The organism is Paeniglutamicibacter sp. GQ140, assembly GCF_059759235.1.
Genome location: NZ_JCAXDW010000006.1, coordinates 119,701 through 135,026 on the forward strand (window position 1 = coordinate 119,701; position 15,326 = coordinate 135,026).

At 67.0% G+C, this 15,326-nt stretch carries 12 protein-coding genes; 6 read left to right on the forward strand and 6 right to left on the reverse strand.

Annotated elements, in window-relative coordinates; all coding sequences use genetic code 11:
• Positions 1–696, forward strand: a complete 696-nt coding sequence (locus tag AC6CHY_RS10540; protein WP_498226675.1) for a LytR C-terminal domain-containing protein — start codon at positions 1–3, stop codon at positions 694–696.
• Between the two features lie 3 nt (positions 697–699).
• Here the strand turns inward: AC6CHY_RS10540 and AC6CHY_RS10545 are convergent, their stop codons facing one another.
• Both AC6CHY_RS10545 and AC6CHY_RS10550 read right to left on the reverse strand, forming a co-directional pair.
• Positions 700–1,407, reverse strand: a complete 708-nt coding sequence (locus tag AC6CHY_RS10545; protein ID WP_498226676.1) for a DsbA family oxidoreductase — start codon at positions 1,405–1,407, stop codon at positions 700–702.
• A 951-nt stretch (positions 1,408–2,358) separates the two neighbouring features.
• A complete protein-coding gene (locus tag AC6CHY_RS10550) occupies positions 2,359–3,723 on the reverse strand; it encodes an amino acid permease (RefSeq protein ID WP_498226753.1) in 1,365 nt (454 codons plus the stop codon).
• Between the two features lie 341 nt (positions 3,724–4,064).
• Here AC6CHY_RS10550 and AC6CHY_RS10555 point away from each other — a divergent pair, with 341 nt between their 5' ends.
• Positions 4,065–4,733: a YoaK family protein gene (locus tag AC6CHY_RS10555; RefSeq protein ID WP_498226677.1), complete on the forward strand. Its 669-nt coding sequence runs from the start codon at positions 4,065–4,067 to the stop codon at positions 4,731–4,733.
• On the opposite strand, the gene AC6CHY_RS10560 is transcribed toward AC6CHY_RS10555, so the two are convergent.
• The 4 genes from AC6CHY_RS10560 to AC6CHY_RS10575 all read right to left on the reverse strand — a co-directional run bounded on the left by AC6CHY_RS10560 (position 4,730) and on the right by AC6CHY_RS10575 (position 10,495).
• The gene (locus tag AC6CHY_RS10560) at positions 4,730–5,941 is read right to left on the reverse strand and encodes an MFS transporter (RefSeq protein WP_498226678.1); all 1,212 of its coding nucleotides are present in this window, start codon (positions 5,939–5,941) and stop codon (positions 4,730–4,732) included. The genes AC6CHY_RS10555 and AC6CHY_RS10560 overlap by 4 nt on opposite strands.
• A gap of 422 nt (positions 5,942–6,363) precedes the next feature.
• Positions 6,364–8,001: a malate synthase A gene (gene aceB, locus AC6CHY_RS10565; RefSeq protein ID WP_217388805.1), complete on the reverse strand. Its 1,638-nt coding sequence runs from the start codon at positions 7,999–8,001 to the stop codon at positions 6,364–6,366.
• A gap of 145 nt (positions 8,002–8,146) precedes the next feature.
• Positions 8,147–9,448, reverse strand: a complete 1,302-nt coding sequence (gene aceA, locus AC6CHY_RS10570; protein WP_498226679.1) for an isocitrate lyase — start codon at positions 9,446–9,448, stop codon at positions 8,147–8,149.
• Between the two features lie 393 nt (positions 9,449–9,841).
• A complete protein-coding gene (locus AC6CHY_RS10575; RefSeq protein ID WP_498226680.1) occupies positions 9,842–10,495 on the reverse strand; it encodes a dTMP kinase in 654 nt (217 codons plus the stop codon).
• A gap of 239 nt (positions 10,496–10,734) precedes the next feature.
• Here AC6CHY_RS10575 and AC6CHY_RS10580 point away from each other — a divergent pair, with 239 nt between their 5' ends.
• Genes AC6CHY_RS10580 through AC6CHY_RS10595 form a run of 4 tightly spaced genes read left to right on the forward strand, consistent with a single transcriptional unit; the run spans position 10,735 to position 15,278 of the window.
• On the forward strand, positions 10,735–10,926 hold the full coding sequence (locus AC6CHY_RS10580; RefSeq protein WP_264269878.1) for a hypothetical protein: 192 nt from the start codon (positions 10,735–10,737) through the stop codon (positions 10,924–10,926).
• Positions 10,919–12,436, forward strand: a complete 1,518-nt coding sequence (locus AC6CHY_RS10585) for a sensor histidine kinase (protein WP_264269879.1) — start codon at positions 10,919–10,921, stop codon at positions 12,434–12,436. The genes AC6CHY_RS10580 and AC6CHY_RS10585 overlap by 8 nt, the downstream gene beginning before the upstream one ends.
• Positions 12,433–14,010, forward strand: a complete 1,578-nt coding sequence (locus AC6CHY_RS10590) for an SLC13 family permease (RefSeq protein WP_498226681.1) — start codon at positions 12,433–12,435, stop codon at positions 14,008–14,010. Before AC6CHY_RS10585 ends, AC6CHY_RS10590 begins: the two co-directional genes overlap by 4 nt.
• Before the next feature lie 41 nt (positions 14,011–14,051).
• Positions 14,052–15,278 carry a glycerate kinase family protein gene (locus AC6CHY_RS10595; protein WP_498226682.1) on the forward strand — a complete coding sequence of 409 codons (1,227 nt, stop codon included), beginning with the start codon at positions 14,052–14,054 and terminating at the stop codon, positions 15,276–15,278.
• The last annotated feature ends 48 nt before the right edge of the window (positions 15,279–15,326 follow it).

The following is a 15,326-nucleotide window of genomic DNA, read 5'->3' on the forward strand; positions in this document are numbered from 1 at the left end:
TTGGCACGCAGCAAGGACCCGAACGATTGGCACGGGCACCACATCATCTCCGAAGACGAGTTGGCGAGCCCCGAGTTCACCACGGAGGACCGGATCAAGCGCCGACGGCGCATCCGCCATGGCGTCATCCTGATCTTCGTGGTCCTGATGCTGGCCGCCGCCCTTGTCCTGGCCTACCTGGTCAACACGCGCACCCTCGTCATCGACGCCCTTGAGCCCAAACCGGTTGCCGAGGCTCCCGTTGCCGTGAACGAGGCATGCCCCACCAGGAAATTCAACTACGTCGACCCGGGCAAGATGACGGTGAACGTCCTGAACGCCACCCAGATCTACGGACTGGCGGGGGCCACCGCGACGAAACTGAAAAAACACGGATTCAAGGTGGGCGAGGTGGGCAACGCAAACCTGTCCAACGTGCAGGTGGTCGGGGCGGTGACCTCCGGACCCGATGGCTACGCCCAGGCCATGACGCTGCAGCGGCACATCAAGGGCCTGACCTATGTCTACGATGCAAAGCGCCCGGGGAAGACCGTGGACGTGGTCATCGGCACCAAGTACAAGGACCTGGTCAAGGAGGGCTCCGTCAACAAGAAGCCGGGAAAACTCGGCTGCACCCCGCCGAAGCCAAAGGCAGGCGCAAAACCGTCGACGGCCCCGGCCAAGCCGGAACCGTCGACGGATGCGAAGGAGAACTAGGCGTCAGTTGCAGCCTTCGGGGCCGCAGACCGCGCCGTCGGCAGACGGCGTTCCGAGCAACTGCAGGTTCTCGCCGCCGATTTCCTTCCAGACCTGGCTCAGCGCCTGCTCAAATACCTCCGAGGGCTGGGCACCGGAAATCCCGTATTTGTTGTCCAGGACGAAAAACGGCACGCCGCTGACGCCCAGCTCGCGGGCGCGGACGCCGTCGGCCCGCACCGAGTCGGCATACTTGTCGCCGGCGAGCACCTCGGCCGTTTCCGCCGGGTCCAGGCCCACGGTATCGGCGATGCCCTGCAGGGCATCGCTGTTGCCGGTGTTGACGCCCTGCTCAAAGTGGGCCGAAAGCAGCGCTTCCTTCATCTCGTTGCCGAGGCCGCGTTCCTTGGCCAGGGCAAGCAGACGCAGCGCGGTGAATGAGTTGGCAACGTGTAGGGCATCGAAGTCGTACTTTAGGCCCTCGCCGGCGGCCTGGGTCGTGACGTGCTCGAGCATGCCGACCACCTGTTCGCTGGGCATTCCCTTTACCTGGGAAAGGTAATCGATTTCGCTGCCCTCGAAATGCTCGGGCAGCGACGGATCCAGCTGGAACGCATGCCACTTCACATCGACCTTTTCGCCGAAGGGCAGGGCGGCCAGTGCCGTTTCGAAGCGGCGCTTGCCGATGAAGCACCACGGGCAGGCAATGTCGGAAAAAATATCAACGCTCAAGCGGGTTTCAGTCATGTCTTGGGCAACAGCGAGCCCGGGGTGCGTATTCCCCGCGTAACGCGGGAACCGATGTGATCCCTTGCGGCGGGGGACGGCCACTACCGTCCGGAAACGACGGGTTCTGCCGGCCTTGGGGAATGGCTTGACGGCGGATTTGTGGGCGAACGGATTAAATAAATCTACGAGTTAGACCTACCGCTGGGATGATGCCCGCTGGTAGTCTCGCTCGCGTCAGAACCCATCCGAAACCCTTCAATGTCGAAAAGTTGAGGAACACCATAAAACACATATTCCGCGGATTCGCGGCCGCCGCAGCACTTGTTCTGGCGTCACTGACCTTGGCCACCCCGGCCCAGGCATACGAAACCTACTCGATGGACAATTCATGGGCCAAGAGCAGTGGCAAGGTGTGAAAAGACGATAACCGCCACTTCGGCTACAACCTGTATCTAACGGATGACGCCAGGGACGGCCACTGCGTTTACTACCAGGCACAGGCAGTCCGCAACAACGCGCCCGACACCGTGTGGACGCGGTTTACCCAAAACGTCTGTGGCTACGGCAACCGCGCCAGATTCTCCAACGCCTCCTACGGTCTCATCTACAGCTGGCAACCGGGAGCCGACGGCTTCCGGGTGCGCGCGTGCAAGGCAGTGGACGACGCGCCCGATCCCTGCGCAACGGCATCGTATGTGGCCACCCGCGGCCAGTGGACCAAGGGCTAGGGAAATCGTCCACGGGACGACTGCGGACGACAGGCGCAAGGGTGCGTTCTTCCGCCGATTTATGTCCCGCATCGTGCAGGCGGGCCTTGGTGTCGAAGCCCGATCGCTAGCCGGCTGCATATGGTGCTCCATGCCAATGGCGGCATGGGACGAAACATGACAGGACCCCCGAGCCGCAGAAGCGGCCGGGGGTCCTGTCATCGGGATGCCGGTGGGATTGGCCCGGCTATCGCGTTTCGGCGGGAACGTAGTCGCGCCCGGTTTCGTCGACCAACTCGGCGCGCTCGTGGCCCTTGGCGCGGACCCAGACCTTGTAGGCGACAAACAGGAGCGCGATCCAGACAACCCCGACCACCAGGGCGACGCGGGTCGCGGGGATGATGCCCAGCAGCACGATCACAAAGCCCATGAATGCCAGCGCGGCATAGGACGCCGCGGGCCACCAGGGGGAGGGGAACTCGGAGGCCTGGAGGTTCTCGCGCGCAATGGTCCGCTTCATGGAGATGTGCGAGAGCAGGATCATCACCCACACCCACACGGTGGCGAAGGTGGCGATCGAGGCAATGATCAGGAACAACGACTCGGGCAGCAGTGCGTTGAGCACCACTCCGGCCAGCAGCACGATGCCCATGGTCAGCACCGTCATCCAGGGGACCCCATTGCGGGAGATCTTGGCGAACGAGGCGGGGGCGTGGCCCTGCTGGGACAGCCCGAACATCATGCGCCCGGCACCAAAGATGTCGGAGTTGATCGCCGAGATGGCTGCGGTGATGACCACCGCATTGAGGATGTGTGCCGCCGCGGGAATGCCCAGGTTGTCGAAGATCTGCACGAAGGGGCTGCCCTCGGAACCGACCTGGTTCCACGGGTAGATCATCATCAGGATGCCCAGGGTGCAGACGTAGAAGAGCAGGATGCGCACCGGCACGGTGTTGATCGCCTTGGGCACCACTGACTTGGGGTTCTCTGCCTCGCCGGCGGTGATGCCAATGGTCTCGATGCCGCCAAAGGCAAACATCACGATCGAGAAGGAAGCCAACAGGCCCCAGAAACCGTTGGGGAAAAACCCTCCTGCTGCAAGCATGGTGCCGATGCCGGGGTTCGCCTCGGCGGGAAGCCCGAAGCCGAAAAGCACGATCAGCACACCGCCGGCGATCATCGCGATGATCGCCGAGACCTTGATCAGGGAAAGCCAGAACTCGGTCTCGCCAAAGACCTTGACCTCCATCAGGTTCAGCGCGGCGATGAAGAAGACCACGGCCAGGATCCAGATCCAGCGGGGGACGTCCGGGAACCAGAAGCCCATGTAGATGCCGAATGCGGTGACGTCCGCAATCGCCACGATCGCCATCTCGAAGGCGAACGTCCAGCCGGTGATGAACCCGGCGAAGGGGCCGAGGTACTTGGAAGCGTACTGGCCGAATGAACCGGAGACCGGGTGGCGAACCGCCATCTCACCCAGCGCGCGCATCACCATGAAAACGGCAGCGCCGCCGATCATGTAGGCCAGCAGGACCGCCGGTCCCGCGGCCTGGATGGCCGATGCGGAACCGTAGAACAGGCCGGTACCGATGGCCGAACCGAGGGCCATGAACCGGACGTGGCGGACGTTGAGTCCGCGGGCAAGCGCCTGGGCAAATTGGGGCACGAAAACAAACCTTTGGTAGGAAGGGGGTCATTCAATGGTAAGTCGCGGGAATGATTCGGCCATGATCCCGTGGCACGTATCACCTGCCGACGGTGCGTGGCCCGCAGCCACTGCCGGCGAACCGGGGACCGCGCCCGCGCGGGCGGTAAGTGCGCCGTTTGGCCTGCTCACTAGACTGGGAACGGAACCGGGTGCCGATTTCCAGGGGCATCCGGCACCGGCAATCGAGACGGTGCCCCGGGCGGAGCGCCGCTTCGCCCGGGCGCGGATGGGGGAGAAGCTACGTGGCACGCTCATTGGGATGGCGGGGGATTGCCTATGCCAGTGGATTGACGGCAATCGCCGGGTTCGTGGACGGCGTGGCGTTCATCCACTTCGGCGGGTACTTTGTCTCTTTCATGAGCGGCAACTCGACCCGCTCGAGCGCAGGACTGGCGGAGGGAAACCTGCTGCAGTGGGGGTTGGCCATGGGCCTGGTGCTCGGTTTCGTGCTGGGAGTCGTCGCGGCGAGCCTGGCCAGCCAGGTCCCCTCGGTGCACCGGCGCGGGGCGGTGCTCTCGGTGTCCTCGGCGTTCCTGCTGGCCTCGGCCCTCACCACGCTGGGATCGGCCGGCGGGGCATGGACCGCCGTGCTGATGGCCATGTCCATGGGGGCGATCAACGCGACATACACGCGCCGCGGCGAGGTCAGCGTCGGGTTGACCTACATGACCGGCGCCCTGGTGAAGATGGGGCAGCACCTCGCCGCGGCCCTGGCCGGCGGCCCCAAGTGGGCCTGGCTGCCGTACGGCGCGCTCTGGGCGATGATCACGCTCGGCTCCTTGGTCGGCGCCTTCCTCTACCTCCAGGTGGGCCTTCCGGTGCTGTGGCTCGCCGCTGTGGCCCTGGTGGCCTGGACGGTCGTCGCCTTCGTGCGCGACAGCCCGGGCCGGATCTTCGGGATCCCGCGCTAGATTGCCCCTGGACGATTCCCGCGGGCGTGGCGCCCATGCACCTGGAAGTAGAGGACGATGCCGAGCACCGCAAGTACGGCGAGGCTTCCGAACATGCCGGTGTATCCCAGGTGCGGGATGAGCAGGCCCAGCGCCACGGGCCCGAAGCCGATCCCGACATCAAGCATCAGGAAGAACGTTGAGGTTGCCACCCCCAGTTCGGCCGGTGGCACCGAGGACACGGCGATGGCCTGGGCGCAGGGCATCAAGGCGCCGAAGCCGAAACCAGTCAAGGCCGCGGCGGAAGCCACGGTCAGGCTGCTCGGGTCGAATGCAAGCGCAGCCATGCCCAGGGCAAACACCACCAGCAGGGGGTACATGATGGCGTTGTCGCCGCGGCGGTCCTGGATGCGTCCGGCAAAGAGCCGGGATAAAAGCACGGTGACGGCGTAGACCATGAAGAACCAGCTGGCCGCCTCCGTCATGGACTTCGAGATCAGGAACGGGGCCAGGAACGAAATGATGCCCGAATAGGCGATGCCGCAGACCAGGATGACCAAGGAGATGGGAAGTGCCGCCGGGCTGATGATGGAACGGATGAAGCTGCCGCGCCGGGCATGTGCCGTGGAGAGGTGGGTGGGGCGCTGCGGTTCGGGCATGCGGACCAGCAGCGTGAAGAGCAACGCCGAAGCCGAGAAGATGGTGCAGAACACGAAGACGGAGGTGTAGTTGCCGCTGCCGGCAAGCAGTACCGCCAGGAACGGTCCAACAGCGGTGGACAGCGTGGTGGACAACCCGAAGTAGCCGGTTCCCTCGCTGCGCCGCGCTTGGGGAATGAGCGACTGGACGGCGGTGGCAATGGCGGTGTTGGCCATGCCGAAAGCCATGCCATGGACCAGGCGCACGATGAGCAGAAGCAACAACGTGCTGCTGAGGAGGTAGAAGACTGAAGACAGGGCAAAGAGGCCGAGGGCGAGGACGGCAAGCCGTTTTCGTCCCATGACCTGCAGCATTTTTCCGGCAAAGAGCCGGGCAACGACCGAACCGATGACGAAGGCGCCCGAGGCCAGCCCCGCGGCGCTGTCGGAGGCCTGGAACCTGTCCACCGCATACAGCGCCATGGAGGTCATCAACAGGTAGAAGACCATGGAAATAAAGAGGTTGGCGACGGCGGCGAGCAGGAAATCCCGTGTGAAGAGTTTCGTTGGCGGATCGTGTGGCTGGCTCACCTGGCTCCTTTTGGGGGTTCTACTGCGTCCGGCCCCGAGGCGGACCCATCTCCCATTATCGTTCGTCGAACGAGCCGAATTCGGCATTTGGCGACGTCGGCAGCGGTGCCATTGCCGACAACAGGGGGAGGGATGAACCACTTTTGGATGGCCGCGACATTAAATAACGATCGTCCCCGCCTGAGACAGCTCTGCCGGTGGGGACGATCGAAGTCTGTGAGGTTGATTCTTGGTGGCGGGATCCAAGGGGTGGTCGCGTCATTGCGCTGGCCCCTCGACCCCGTCACCGAAGATCAATTATTCGGTGGCCTTCTCCGTTGACTTGGGGAAGGTCGAAATCCATGTGGTTGATTCCTGGTGGCGGGATCCAAGGGGTGGTCGCGTCATTGCGCTGGCCCCTCGACCCCGCCACCGAAGATCAGTTACGCTGCGGCCTTTTCCAGTGACTTGGCCTCGCGCAGGTAGCGGTTGTACGCCTGGACGGTGAGGAAGGTCGGGAAATCCTCACGCAGGGCGCATGCCTCGAAGATCTCGCGGGCATCCTCGAAGCGGTCACCCTCGAAGCGGGAGAGCTTCTCGAATTCCTCCTCGGTCATCGACTCGACCCAGGAGCGGGAAACCAGTTCACCGGTGTCGGTAATGGCTGCCTGTTGGATCCACTGCCAGATTTGCGAACGCGAGATCTCGGCGGTCGCGGCATCCTCCATGAGGTTGTGTATGGCCACGGCGCCGTTGCCGCGCAGCCAGGCTTCCATGTAGCGGATGCCTACCTCGATGTTGTTGCGGATGCCGTCCTCGGTGATCTTGCCCTCGGTGCCGGCGATGTTCAGCAGCTCCTTGTCGTCGGGGATGACGTCCTCGCGGGTCCGCTCACGCTGGTTGGGGTTGCGGCCCAGGACCGAGTCGAAGACCTCGCGGGCCACCGGAACCAGGTCCGGGTGTGCCACCCACGAGCCGTCGAAGCCGTCGTTGGCCTCACGGGTCTTGTCGGCGCGGACCTTCTCGAAGGCCACCGCGTTGATTGCCTCGTCCTTGCGGTTGGGGATGAAGGCAGCCATGCCGCCGATGGCCATGGCGCCGCGTCGGTGGCAGGCACGGACCAGCTGCTCGGTGTAGGAGCGCATGAACGGGGCCGTCATGGTCACCATGCCGCGATCCGGGAGCACGAAGCGCGGGCCGCGGGAGCGGAAGTTCTTGATGATGGAGAAGATGTAGTCCCAGCGGCCGGCGTTCAGCCCGGAGGCGTGATCGCGCAGCTCGTAGAGGATCTCCTCCATTTCGAAGGCAGCGGTAATGGTCTCGATGAGCACCGTGGCGCGGATGGTGCCCTGCGGGATGCCCACCAGGTCCTGCGCCAGGACGAAGACGTCGTTCCAGAGGCGCGCCTCCAGGTGGTTTTCGATTTTCGGCAGGTAGAAGTACGGTCCGCGGCCCTGGGAGATCAGGCGCTGGGCGTTGTGGAAGAAGTGCAGTCCGAAGTCGACCAACGCACCGGAGACCGGCTTGCCGGCAACCAGGAGGTTCTTCTCCGGCAGGTGCCAACCGCGCGGGCGGACCACGATGGTGGGCAGGTCGGTGAGCTTCTCACCGGACAGCTTGTATTCCTTGCCCTCGGGAGAGGTGAAATCGATGGCGCGGTCCAGCACCGCGCGCAGGTTCAGCTGACCGTTGATGACGTTGGACCAGGTGGGCGTGGAGGAGTCCTCGAGGTCGGCCAGCCAGACCTTGGCGCCGGAGTTCAGGGCGTTGATGGCCATCTTGCGGTCGGTGGGGCCGGTGATTTCCACGCGGCGGTCCTCCAGCCCGGGGGCGATGGGTGCAACCTTCCAGGACGCGTCGTCGCGGATGGACTTGGTCTCCGGGCGGAACTTCGGGTCCGAGCCGTTGGCGATCCGCGCGCGGTTGAGCTGGCGGGTCTGCATGAGTTCCGCACGGCGTCCGTCGAAGGCCTTGTGGAGCTGCGCCAAGAAGTCCAGCGCCTGGGGCGTGAGGATCTCTTCCTGCCGGCGGACTGGGGCAGCGACCAAAGTAATACCGTTCAGGGTGATTGGATCGTTCATGGCTGTGACTCCTTCTTGAATCAAAAGTGTGTGGGTGGGAAGTGTGCCTTGATGCCGGTGGGCCAAGGCGGGGTGTGGCCCGGTGGGGCCGACCGTGGTTGGTCGGCCCCACCGGTGCCGAGGGCGGGAAACCGCCCGGGGATATCTAGTGGAACTGTCCGGCTTCGGTGGATCCGGCCAGGGCCAGGGTCGAGGCGTTCGGGTTCAGCACGGTGGCGATGTCGTCGAAGTAGCCGGTGCCGACTTCGCGCTGGTGCTTGGTGGCTGTGTAGCCGCGTGCCTCGGAGGCGAATTCCGCTTCCTGGAGTTCGACGTAGGCGCTCATGCCGTCACGGGCGTAGCCGTGGGCGAGGTTGAACATCGAGTGGTTCAGGGCGTGGAAGCCGGCGAGGGTGATGAACTGGAAGGTGAAGCCCATGGCGCCGAGTTCGCGCTGGAACTTGGCGATCGTTGCATCGTCCAGGTGCTTCTTCCAGTTGAAGGAAGGGGAGCAGTTGTAGGAGAGCATCTGGTCCGGGAAGTCGGCCTTGACCGCCTCGGCGAACTTGCGGGCCAGTTCCAGGTCCGGGGTCCCGGTCTCCATCCAGATGAGGTCGGAGTACGGTGCGTAGGCCTTGGCCCGGGCGATGCACGGTTCGATGCCGTTGGTGACCTTGTAGAAGCCTTCGGCGGTGCGCTCGCCGGTGATGAACGGCTTGTCGCGGTCATCGACGTCCGAGGTGATCAGGGTGGCTGCCTCGGCGTCGGTGCGGGCGATGACGACCGACGGGGTGCCGGCGACGTCGGCTGCCAGGCGGGCGGCGTTCAGGGTGCGAACGTGCTGCTGGGTCGGAATGAGGACCTTGCCGCCGAGGTGGCCGCACTTCTTTTCCGAAGCGAGCTGGTCTTCCCAGTGGACGCCGGAGGCGCCGGAGGAAATCATCGACTTCATCAATTCGTAGGCGTTCAGCGGGCCGCCGAAACCGGCTTCCGCGTCGGCCACGATCGGGACGAGCCAATCCTCGACGGACTTGATGCCCTCTGCGTGCTCGATCTGGTCGGCGCGAAGCAGTGCGTTGTTGATGCGGCGCACCACCTGCGGAACCGAGTTGGCCGGGTAGAGGGACTGGTCCGGGTAGGTCTGGCCGGAGAGGTTGGCGTCTGCGGCGACCTGCCAGCCGGAAAGGTAGATGGCGCGGAGGCCGGCCTTGACCTGCTGCACTGCCTGGTTGCCGGTCAGGGCGCCCAATGCGTTGGTGTATCCGCCGGACGGCGCTTCCTCGGTGAGCTGCTTCCAGAGCTTCTGCGAGCCGCGCTTGGCCAGAGTGTGCTCTTCCTGCACGGAGCCCTGGAGCTTGACGACGTCGGCTGCCGAGTAATCACGAGTGGTGCCGGACCATCGCGGGTTGCTTGCCCAATCCTCTTCGATTGCTGCGATGCGGTTCTCGGTTGAGCTTTGCTCGGTCATTGCCTTCTCCTTGCTGGATTGCCGGTTGCCGGGCCTGGATCGTCTTCGTGATCCCGGTAGGTTGTTCCGGCGTTCTTTCTGCGTAGGAACTACATTTCCGCACTTTTCCAGAGCCAGCTAGAGGGTATTGATGGAAAGATTTGCGTTTCTTCGCGAAATCTAAATTTGTGGCATCGCGCACACCAATCGGGGCCGTTAAACGAAAAATGCCACGGGCGCGGGTGGAAGACGCCGAAGAAGCCGGCGATATTCGAGGGACGGCAAGAACCTGCCATTTGTTGATGGGCAAACAGGCTGGCGGGCGCCATGCCATTCGTGCATGTTCTGAGGGAAGCAATGCCACCCGGGGCCGCTAGGGCCCGTCCATGCCGGGGTGCGGCCGGTGAAGCGGTCTCAGTCGTTGCCTGTCGCGGCCCGCCGCGTTTTGGCGGCCACCTGCCGCGGCGTGCCGGTGCCGTCGATGATATGCCAGCCCCTGGCCAACGCAATCTCCAGATAAGCCTCGCGCGCCGACCGCAAATAGGAAAGGGTTTCGCTGTCCTCCCCGCGCGCAAGGATCCTGGCGTGGGCGACCTCGGCGGGGACATCAATCAGGATGACCGCATCCGGTTCCGGCAGTCGGGAGAGCAGCCACGGCAGCAGGACCCCCTGGGGCAGTCCGCGGACCGAGCGCAGCACCAGCTGGCACGCCACGTGGCGATCCATGACGGTGGTGCCGGCAAATCCCGAGGCCCGGGCGTGGGAGGCCAGGACGTTGGCGAGGCGCACGACCGATTCCAGGCGATTTGCCCACGCCGGCGTCAGTGCGGTTCCGAAGCGTCCGGCCGCGCGTGACATCCAGCGGCGTCCGGCCGGGTTGCGCACTAGTTGCGCCTGCGTCCCGGATGCCTGGAGCTCGGCCGCGAGCGTTGTCCCGACCGTGGTCTTGCCCGCCCCGTCGATACCCAGCAACACCACGGTCCGGGGGCGCGACTGTTCGTTCGCGTGGGCATCGGCATGCCGCGGATTCGGTAGCGTGTCGGTTGTCGTGGTCGTTGCGGGGGACATGGCTGGCAATAGGCTCCAGGGGTCGGTTGGCCGGGTTCTCTACCCGGTTCAACGGCCGGGCCGGCCGAATCGATGCCAACCCCGCACTGTGCGTTGCCTGTGAATGGACGCCGCTTCCGCGACGGAGGGGTCCCACCGGCACGCCAGCCGGAGCGCCCCGGTGGGACCCCGCACCGCTCTCATTTGCCTCTCACAGCTACATCATCCTGCTCTCACAAGGCATTTCTAATGTTGGGAGCATGATCCGCCGCATTCTTCTCCTGCTCGTCGTCCTGGCCGTTCCGGCCGGACTGGCGACCGCCAGCCAAGCGCTGGCCAACACCGCCAACCCTCCGCTGCCGCATCAGCATCCCATCGTCGTCGAGCTGGCATCCCCGCCGACCTCGAGCGCTCCGGCCCAGTCCAGGGGGCACGAACATGGCGATGACTGAGAACCTGGAGCGGCAGGGTTCGGCCGTGTCGGCGCGCTGGAGGATCGTTGGCTGGATCGTGCTGACCACCGCCCTGGCACTGCTCGCGGTCACCGTGACCATGCGCTCGGTCATGTCGGGACAGGTTGCCGAGGCCGCCAACGTGGGAGTCGTGCAGGAAATCGAGGAATTCCGCACTTTCGCCGCCGAGGGACTGGACCCGCGCACCGCGCGGCCCTTCACCTCGATGGAAGCGCTGATGGAGCGCTATCTTGCCCGGCAGCAGCCGCTGGCCGGCGAGGCGATCGTCGGGGTGGCCGGCGGCAGGGTGCTGGCCGCGCAGGGCCTGGCCGATGGCTCCGGCGACATCCTGGCCGGCGACGCCGCCCTGGTGGACCGGATCCTGCGCGATGCGCAGACCGCCGGGGTCTACGAAAGTGCCCACGGGACGGTGCGCTGGGGCAAGGCCGAGGCCGTTGCCGCCGGCGAACCGGCCACCATCGCGCCGGAACGCCGGGCGCACCTTCTTGTCGCCCAGTTCACCGGGGCAGCGCAGGAAGAGGCAAACCGGCAGGCAGTGCTGCTCTTCGGCGTCGCGGTGGGCGGGCTGGCGCTGACCGCCGGGATCGCCTGGCTGGTCGCCCGGCAGATCATGCGGCCAATCCGCACCGTGCGTGAAACCGCCGAGTCAATCACCGCCCACGACCTCTCCGCGCGTATCCCGGTTCAGGGCAGGGACGACCTGGCCCGTCTGGCCGAGACGCTCAACGCCATGCTCGACCGCATCGAGGGCTCGCACCTGGCGCAGCGCCACTTCATCGCCGAGGCCCGCGAACACCTCAACGAACCCCAGCGCCTGCTTGCCGCGGCACTGCGCGACCTGGTCGACGGGGATATGCCGGGGGCCGAGCGCGCCCGCATCGCCTGCGGCGCCCAGCAGCTGATCGCCCGGATGGGACAAACGCTCGCAGACCTCGACGTGCTGGCCCAAAGCGGGAATCCGGGCTTCGTGAAGCCCGCCCGTGTCCCGGTCTCAGAGGTGACCGCTGACGTTGCCGCCGAGGCGTCCAAGCCCGGCACCCACCCCGGGAGGCACTTCCGGATCGAGGAGACGGGCCGGGCCGAGGCGTGGCTGGATGCCGCCCGCATCGCCGATGCGGTGCGCCAGCTCGTTGACAACGCCGTGGCGCACACTTCCCCGGGGGACACCATCGGCATCGGATCCTCGGTCGCCGACGGCGCCGCCAGCTTCTGGGTCGCCAACCCGGGCCCGCCGCTGGACCCCGAGCGGGCCCGCGCGTTGCTTGAAAGCTACCGCAGCACCGAGGGCTCGGACCCCGGCATGGGCCTTGGCCTGGCCGTGGTCAAGGCCGTTGCCGAGGCCCACCGGGGCATCGCCTGGGTCGAATCCGGGGACGGGGCCCAGACCCGCTTCGGGCTCACCGTGCCCCTCGACGCCCTGGCGCCCGCCCGCGGCGCCGACGACGCGTTCGCCGACCGGATCGCCACCACGCTGGGGGAGGAATCATGAAGTCCACCGACACCGCCGAGACCCGGGCCGGCACCGCCGCCCCGAGCCGGTTCCGCCATGCAACGGCAGCCCCGGCCGCACCGGAGTCGGCCCCCGCGGCCCGCCCCCGGCCCATGCGCTGGAACTGCCACCGGATCTCTGGCCTGCTCACCGCCGCGCTGCTGGCCGTGTTCCTGACTTGGTGCGCCGTCAGCGCCTTCGGCCCGGCCACCGGGGCCGGAAACGCGCTGCCGGCCCACGGCGCGCTGACGCTGGCGGTCTTCGCCGTCGCGATCTGGCTGTGGATCTTTTCCCCGGTAGGTGACACCTACGTCGCGCTCGGTGCCGCACTGGTGCTGGTGCTGATGGGAGTGCTACCCGAGGACGTGCTTTTCGCCTCGCTCGGCGAGGACACCATCTGGCTGCTGCTGGCGGCGTTCGTGATTGCCGCGGGCATCACCGCCACCGGTCTGGCCACGCGGGCGGCCGCCTACATCGTTGCCGGTGCCCGAAGCCCCCGGCAGCTGGTCCACCTCACGACCGGGGTGCTGGTCGCCACCGCGTTCGCGGTGCCCTCCACCTCCGGCCGGGCGGCCCTGGCCATCCCGGTGTTCATCGCCCTGGCCCGCGCCCTGCACGAGCGCCGCCGGGTGGTGCTGGCCCTCTCCCTGGTGTTCCCCTCGGTCATCCTGCTCTCCGCGGTCGCCTCCTACCTGGGCGCCGGGGCACACCTGATCACCAGCCAGATCCTCACCGCTTCCGGCTATGCGGGCTTCTCCTTCGCCGGCTGGCTGCTCTACGGGCTGCCGCTGGCCTTCGTCTCCTCGCACCTGTGTGCCGAGCTGGTGCTCCGGCTCTTCACCCGCCCCGGGGACCGGCGGCTGCCGCTGGCCGTGGGCATCGGGCAGCTGCAGGAACACTCGCCGGTTCCGCTGTCCGGGCCGCTGACGGTCGCCCAGTCCCGTTCGGCCCTGCTGGTCTCCGGCGTTGTGGTCCTCTGGTGCACCGAGCCGCTGCACCACCTGCACCCCGCCATCGTTGCCCTGCTCGGCTCGCTGCTGGTTGCAAGCCCGGGCTTCGGCTCCGTGCCCCTGGCCAAGGCGCTGAAGGCAGTGCCCTGGTCGATGCTCATCTTCATGGCCGCCACGCTGACCCTGGGCACCGCGCTGGTCGGCACCGGGGCGGCGGCCTGGCTGGCGCGCAGCGTGCTGGCCCCGGTCGACTCGCTGGGCGCCGCAGCACCGTGGGTGTTCACGGTGCTGGTGGTGTCCATGTCCGCAGCTGCCCACCTGGTCATCCAGTCGCGCTCGGCCCGCTCCGCGGTGCTGATCCCGCTGGTCGTCTCCCTGGCCCCGGGCCTGGGGGTCAACGCGGTCGCGATCGCGTTCGCCTCCACCGCCGCGGCCGGCTTCTGCCACACGCTGACCAGCAGCGCGAAGCCCGTCAACCTGTTCTCCGACATCGAGGGCGTGGAGACCTACGAGCCCGCGGACCTGCTGCGGCTCAGCGCAGTGCTGGGCCCGGTCATGGTCGCCCTGGTGCTGGTCTTCGCCCTCTGGATCTGGCCGGCCATGGGCCTGCCGCTCTTCCTCTAGCCACACACCCCCATACCTTCCCCAATAGTTAAGGAACCACCATGTCCAACGCCCTGCCCCGCCGCATCCTCGTTGCCCCCTCCGGATTCAAGGAATCCCTCGATGCCGCCGCCGTCGCCCAGGCCATCGGCGCCGGTGTCCGCCGCGCCCTGCCCGGCGCGGTGGTCAAGGCCGTCCCGATCGCCGACGGAGGGGAAGGCACCGCCGAGACCCTCGCCTGCGCCACCGGCGGCAGGCTGGTCCCGGCCCGGGTCACCGGCCCCGTCGGGGAACCCGTCGATTCCCACTACGCGATGCTCGGGGGCGAGGCCGCCGGCACCGCCGTGGTCGAGATGGCCGCGGCAGCCGGGCTGCGCCTGGTCCCGCGCGAGCAGCGCGACCCCGGGGTGACCACCAGCCGCGGCGTCGGCGAACTCATCGCCGCGGCGATCGATGCCGGCGCGCAGAAGGTGCTCGTCGGCTGCGGCGACTCCGGAACCTCCGACGGCGGCATGGGCGCGCTGCAGGGACTCGGCGTGCGGATCCTTGACGCCGCCGGGCGCGAGGTCCCGGCCGGCGGCAACCACCTGTCGCGCATCGACCGGCTGGATTTGGCCGGGCTGCACCCGGCCATTGCCGCGGGCACCGTGGAAATCACCCTGGCCCTGAACCAGCACAACGTGCTCACCGGAAAGCGCGGGGTGGCCCGAGTCTTCGGCCCGCAGAAGGGCGCCACCCCCGAGCAGGTCGAGGCCATGTCCGCCGGATTCGAGCACTGGGCGGCGGTGCTGCGCCGCGATGCCCTGGACTCCGCCCGGGACACCGACTTCGCGAACGCCCCGGGATCCGGCGCTTCCGGCGGGCTGGGCGCCGGGCTTGCCTCCCTCGGTGCGGTGCTGATGCCGCGCTTCGAGGCGATCCTGGACTCCGGCCTGGCCGGCATCGACCTGGACGGGCTGCTGCGCGGCGCGGACCTGGTGATCACCGCCGAGGGGGCCATCGACTTCCAGACGCCCCGGGGCAAGGTCCCCGCCGAGGTCGCCCGCCGCGCGGCGCTGCACGGGGTGCCCGTGGTGGCGCTGGCCGGGACGCTGGGCAAGGGCTGCCGCGACGTCCACGACATCGGGATCGACGCAATCGCCTCCATCGTCCCGATCCCGATGACGCTGCAGGAGGCCGTGGACGACGGGGAACGCCTGCTCATCGAGGCGGCCGAGCGCTTCATGCGCACCATCATCCTGGGTGCATCCATGGCGGCGGCCCGGCTGAGCCCGCGCGACGCCTGGTAGCCCCCCGCCTGCGGCCCGGCATTCGCTAGGCTGGGGCACCACCAACCA

What these genes read in the sequence shown, in the direction of transcription:
- AC6CHY_RS10575 (WP_498226680.1), bottom strand. Translation starts at nt 10,495, where the DNA reads ATGTCCCCCGCAACGACCACGACAACCGACACGCTACCGAATCCGCGG.
- aceB (WP_217388805.1), bottom strand. Translation starts at nt 8,001, where the DNA reads ATGAACGATCCAATCACCCTGAACGGTATTACTTTGGTCGCTGCCCCA.
- AC6CHY_RS10590 (WP_498226681.1), top strand. Translation starts at nt 12,433, where the DNA reads ATGAAGTCCACCGACACCGCCGAGACCCGGGCCGGCACCGCCGCCCCG.
- AC6CHY_RS10550 (WP_498226753.1), bottom strand. Translation starts at nt 3,723, where the DNA reads ATGGCCCTCGGTTCGGCCATCGGTACCGGCCTGTTCTACGGTTCCGCA.
- AC6CHY_RS10595 (WP_498226682.1), top strand. Translation starts at nt 14,052, where the DNA reads ATGTCCAACGCCCTGCCCCGCCGCATCCTCGTTGCCCCCTCCGGATTC.
- AC6CHY_RS10580 (WP_264269878.1), top strand. Translation starts at nt 10,735, where the DNA reads ATGATCCGCCGCATTCTTCTCCTGCTCGTCGTCCTGGCCGTTCCGGCC.
- AC6CHY_RS10585 (WP_264269879.1), top strand. Translation starts at nt 10,919, where the DNA reads ATGACTGAGAACCTGGAGCGGCAGGGTTCGGCCGTGTCGGCGCGCTGG.
- aceA (WP_498226679.1), bottom strand. Translation starts at nt 9,448, where the DNA reads ATGACCGAGCAAAGCTCAACCGAGAACCGCATCGCAGCAATCGAAGAG.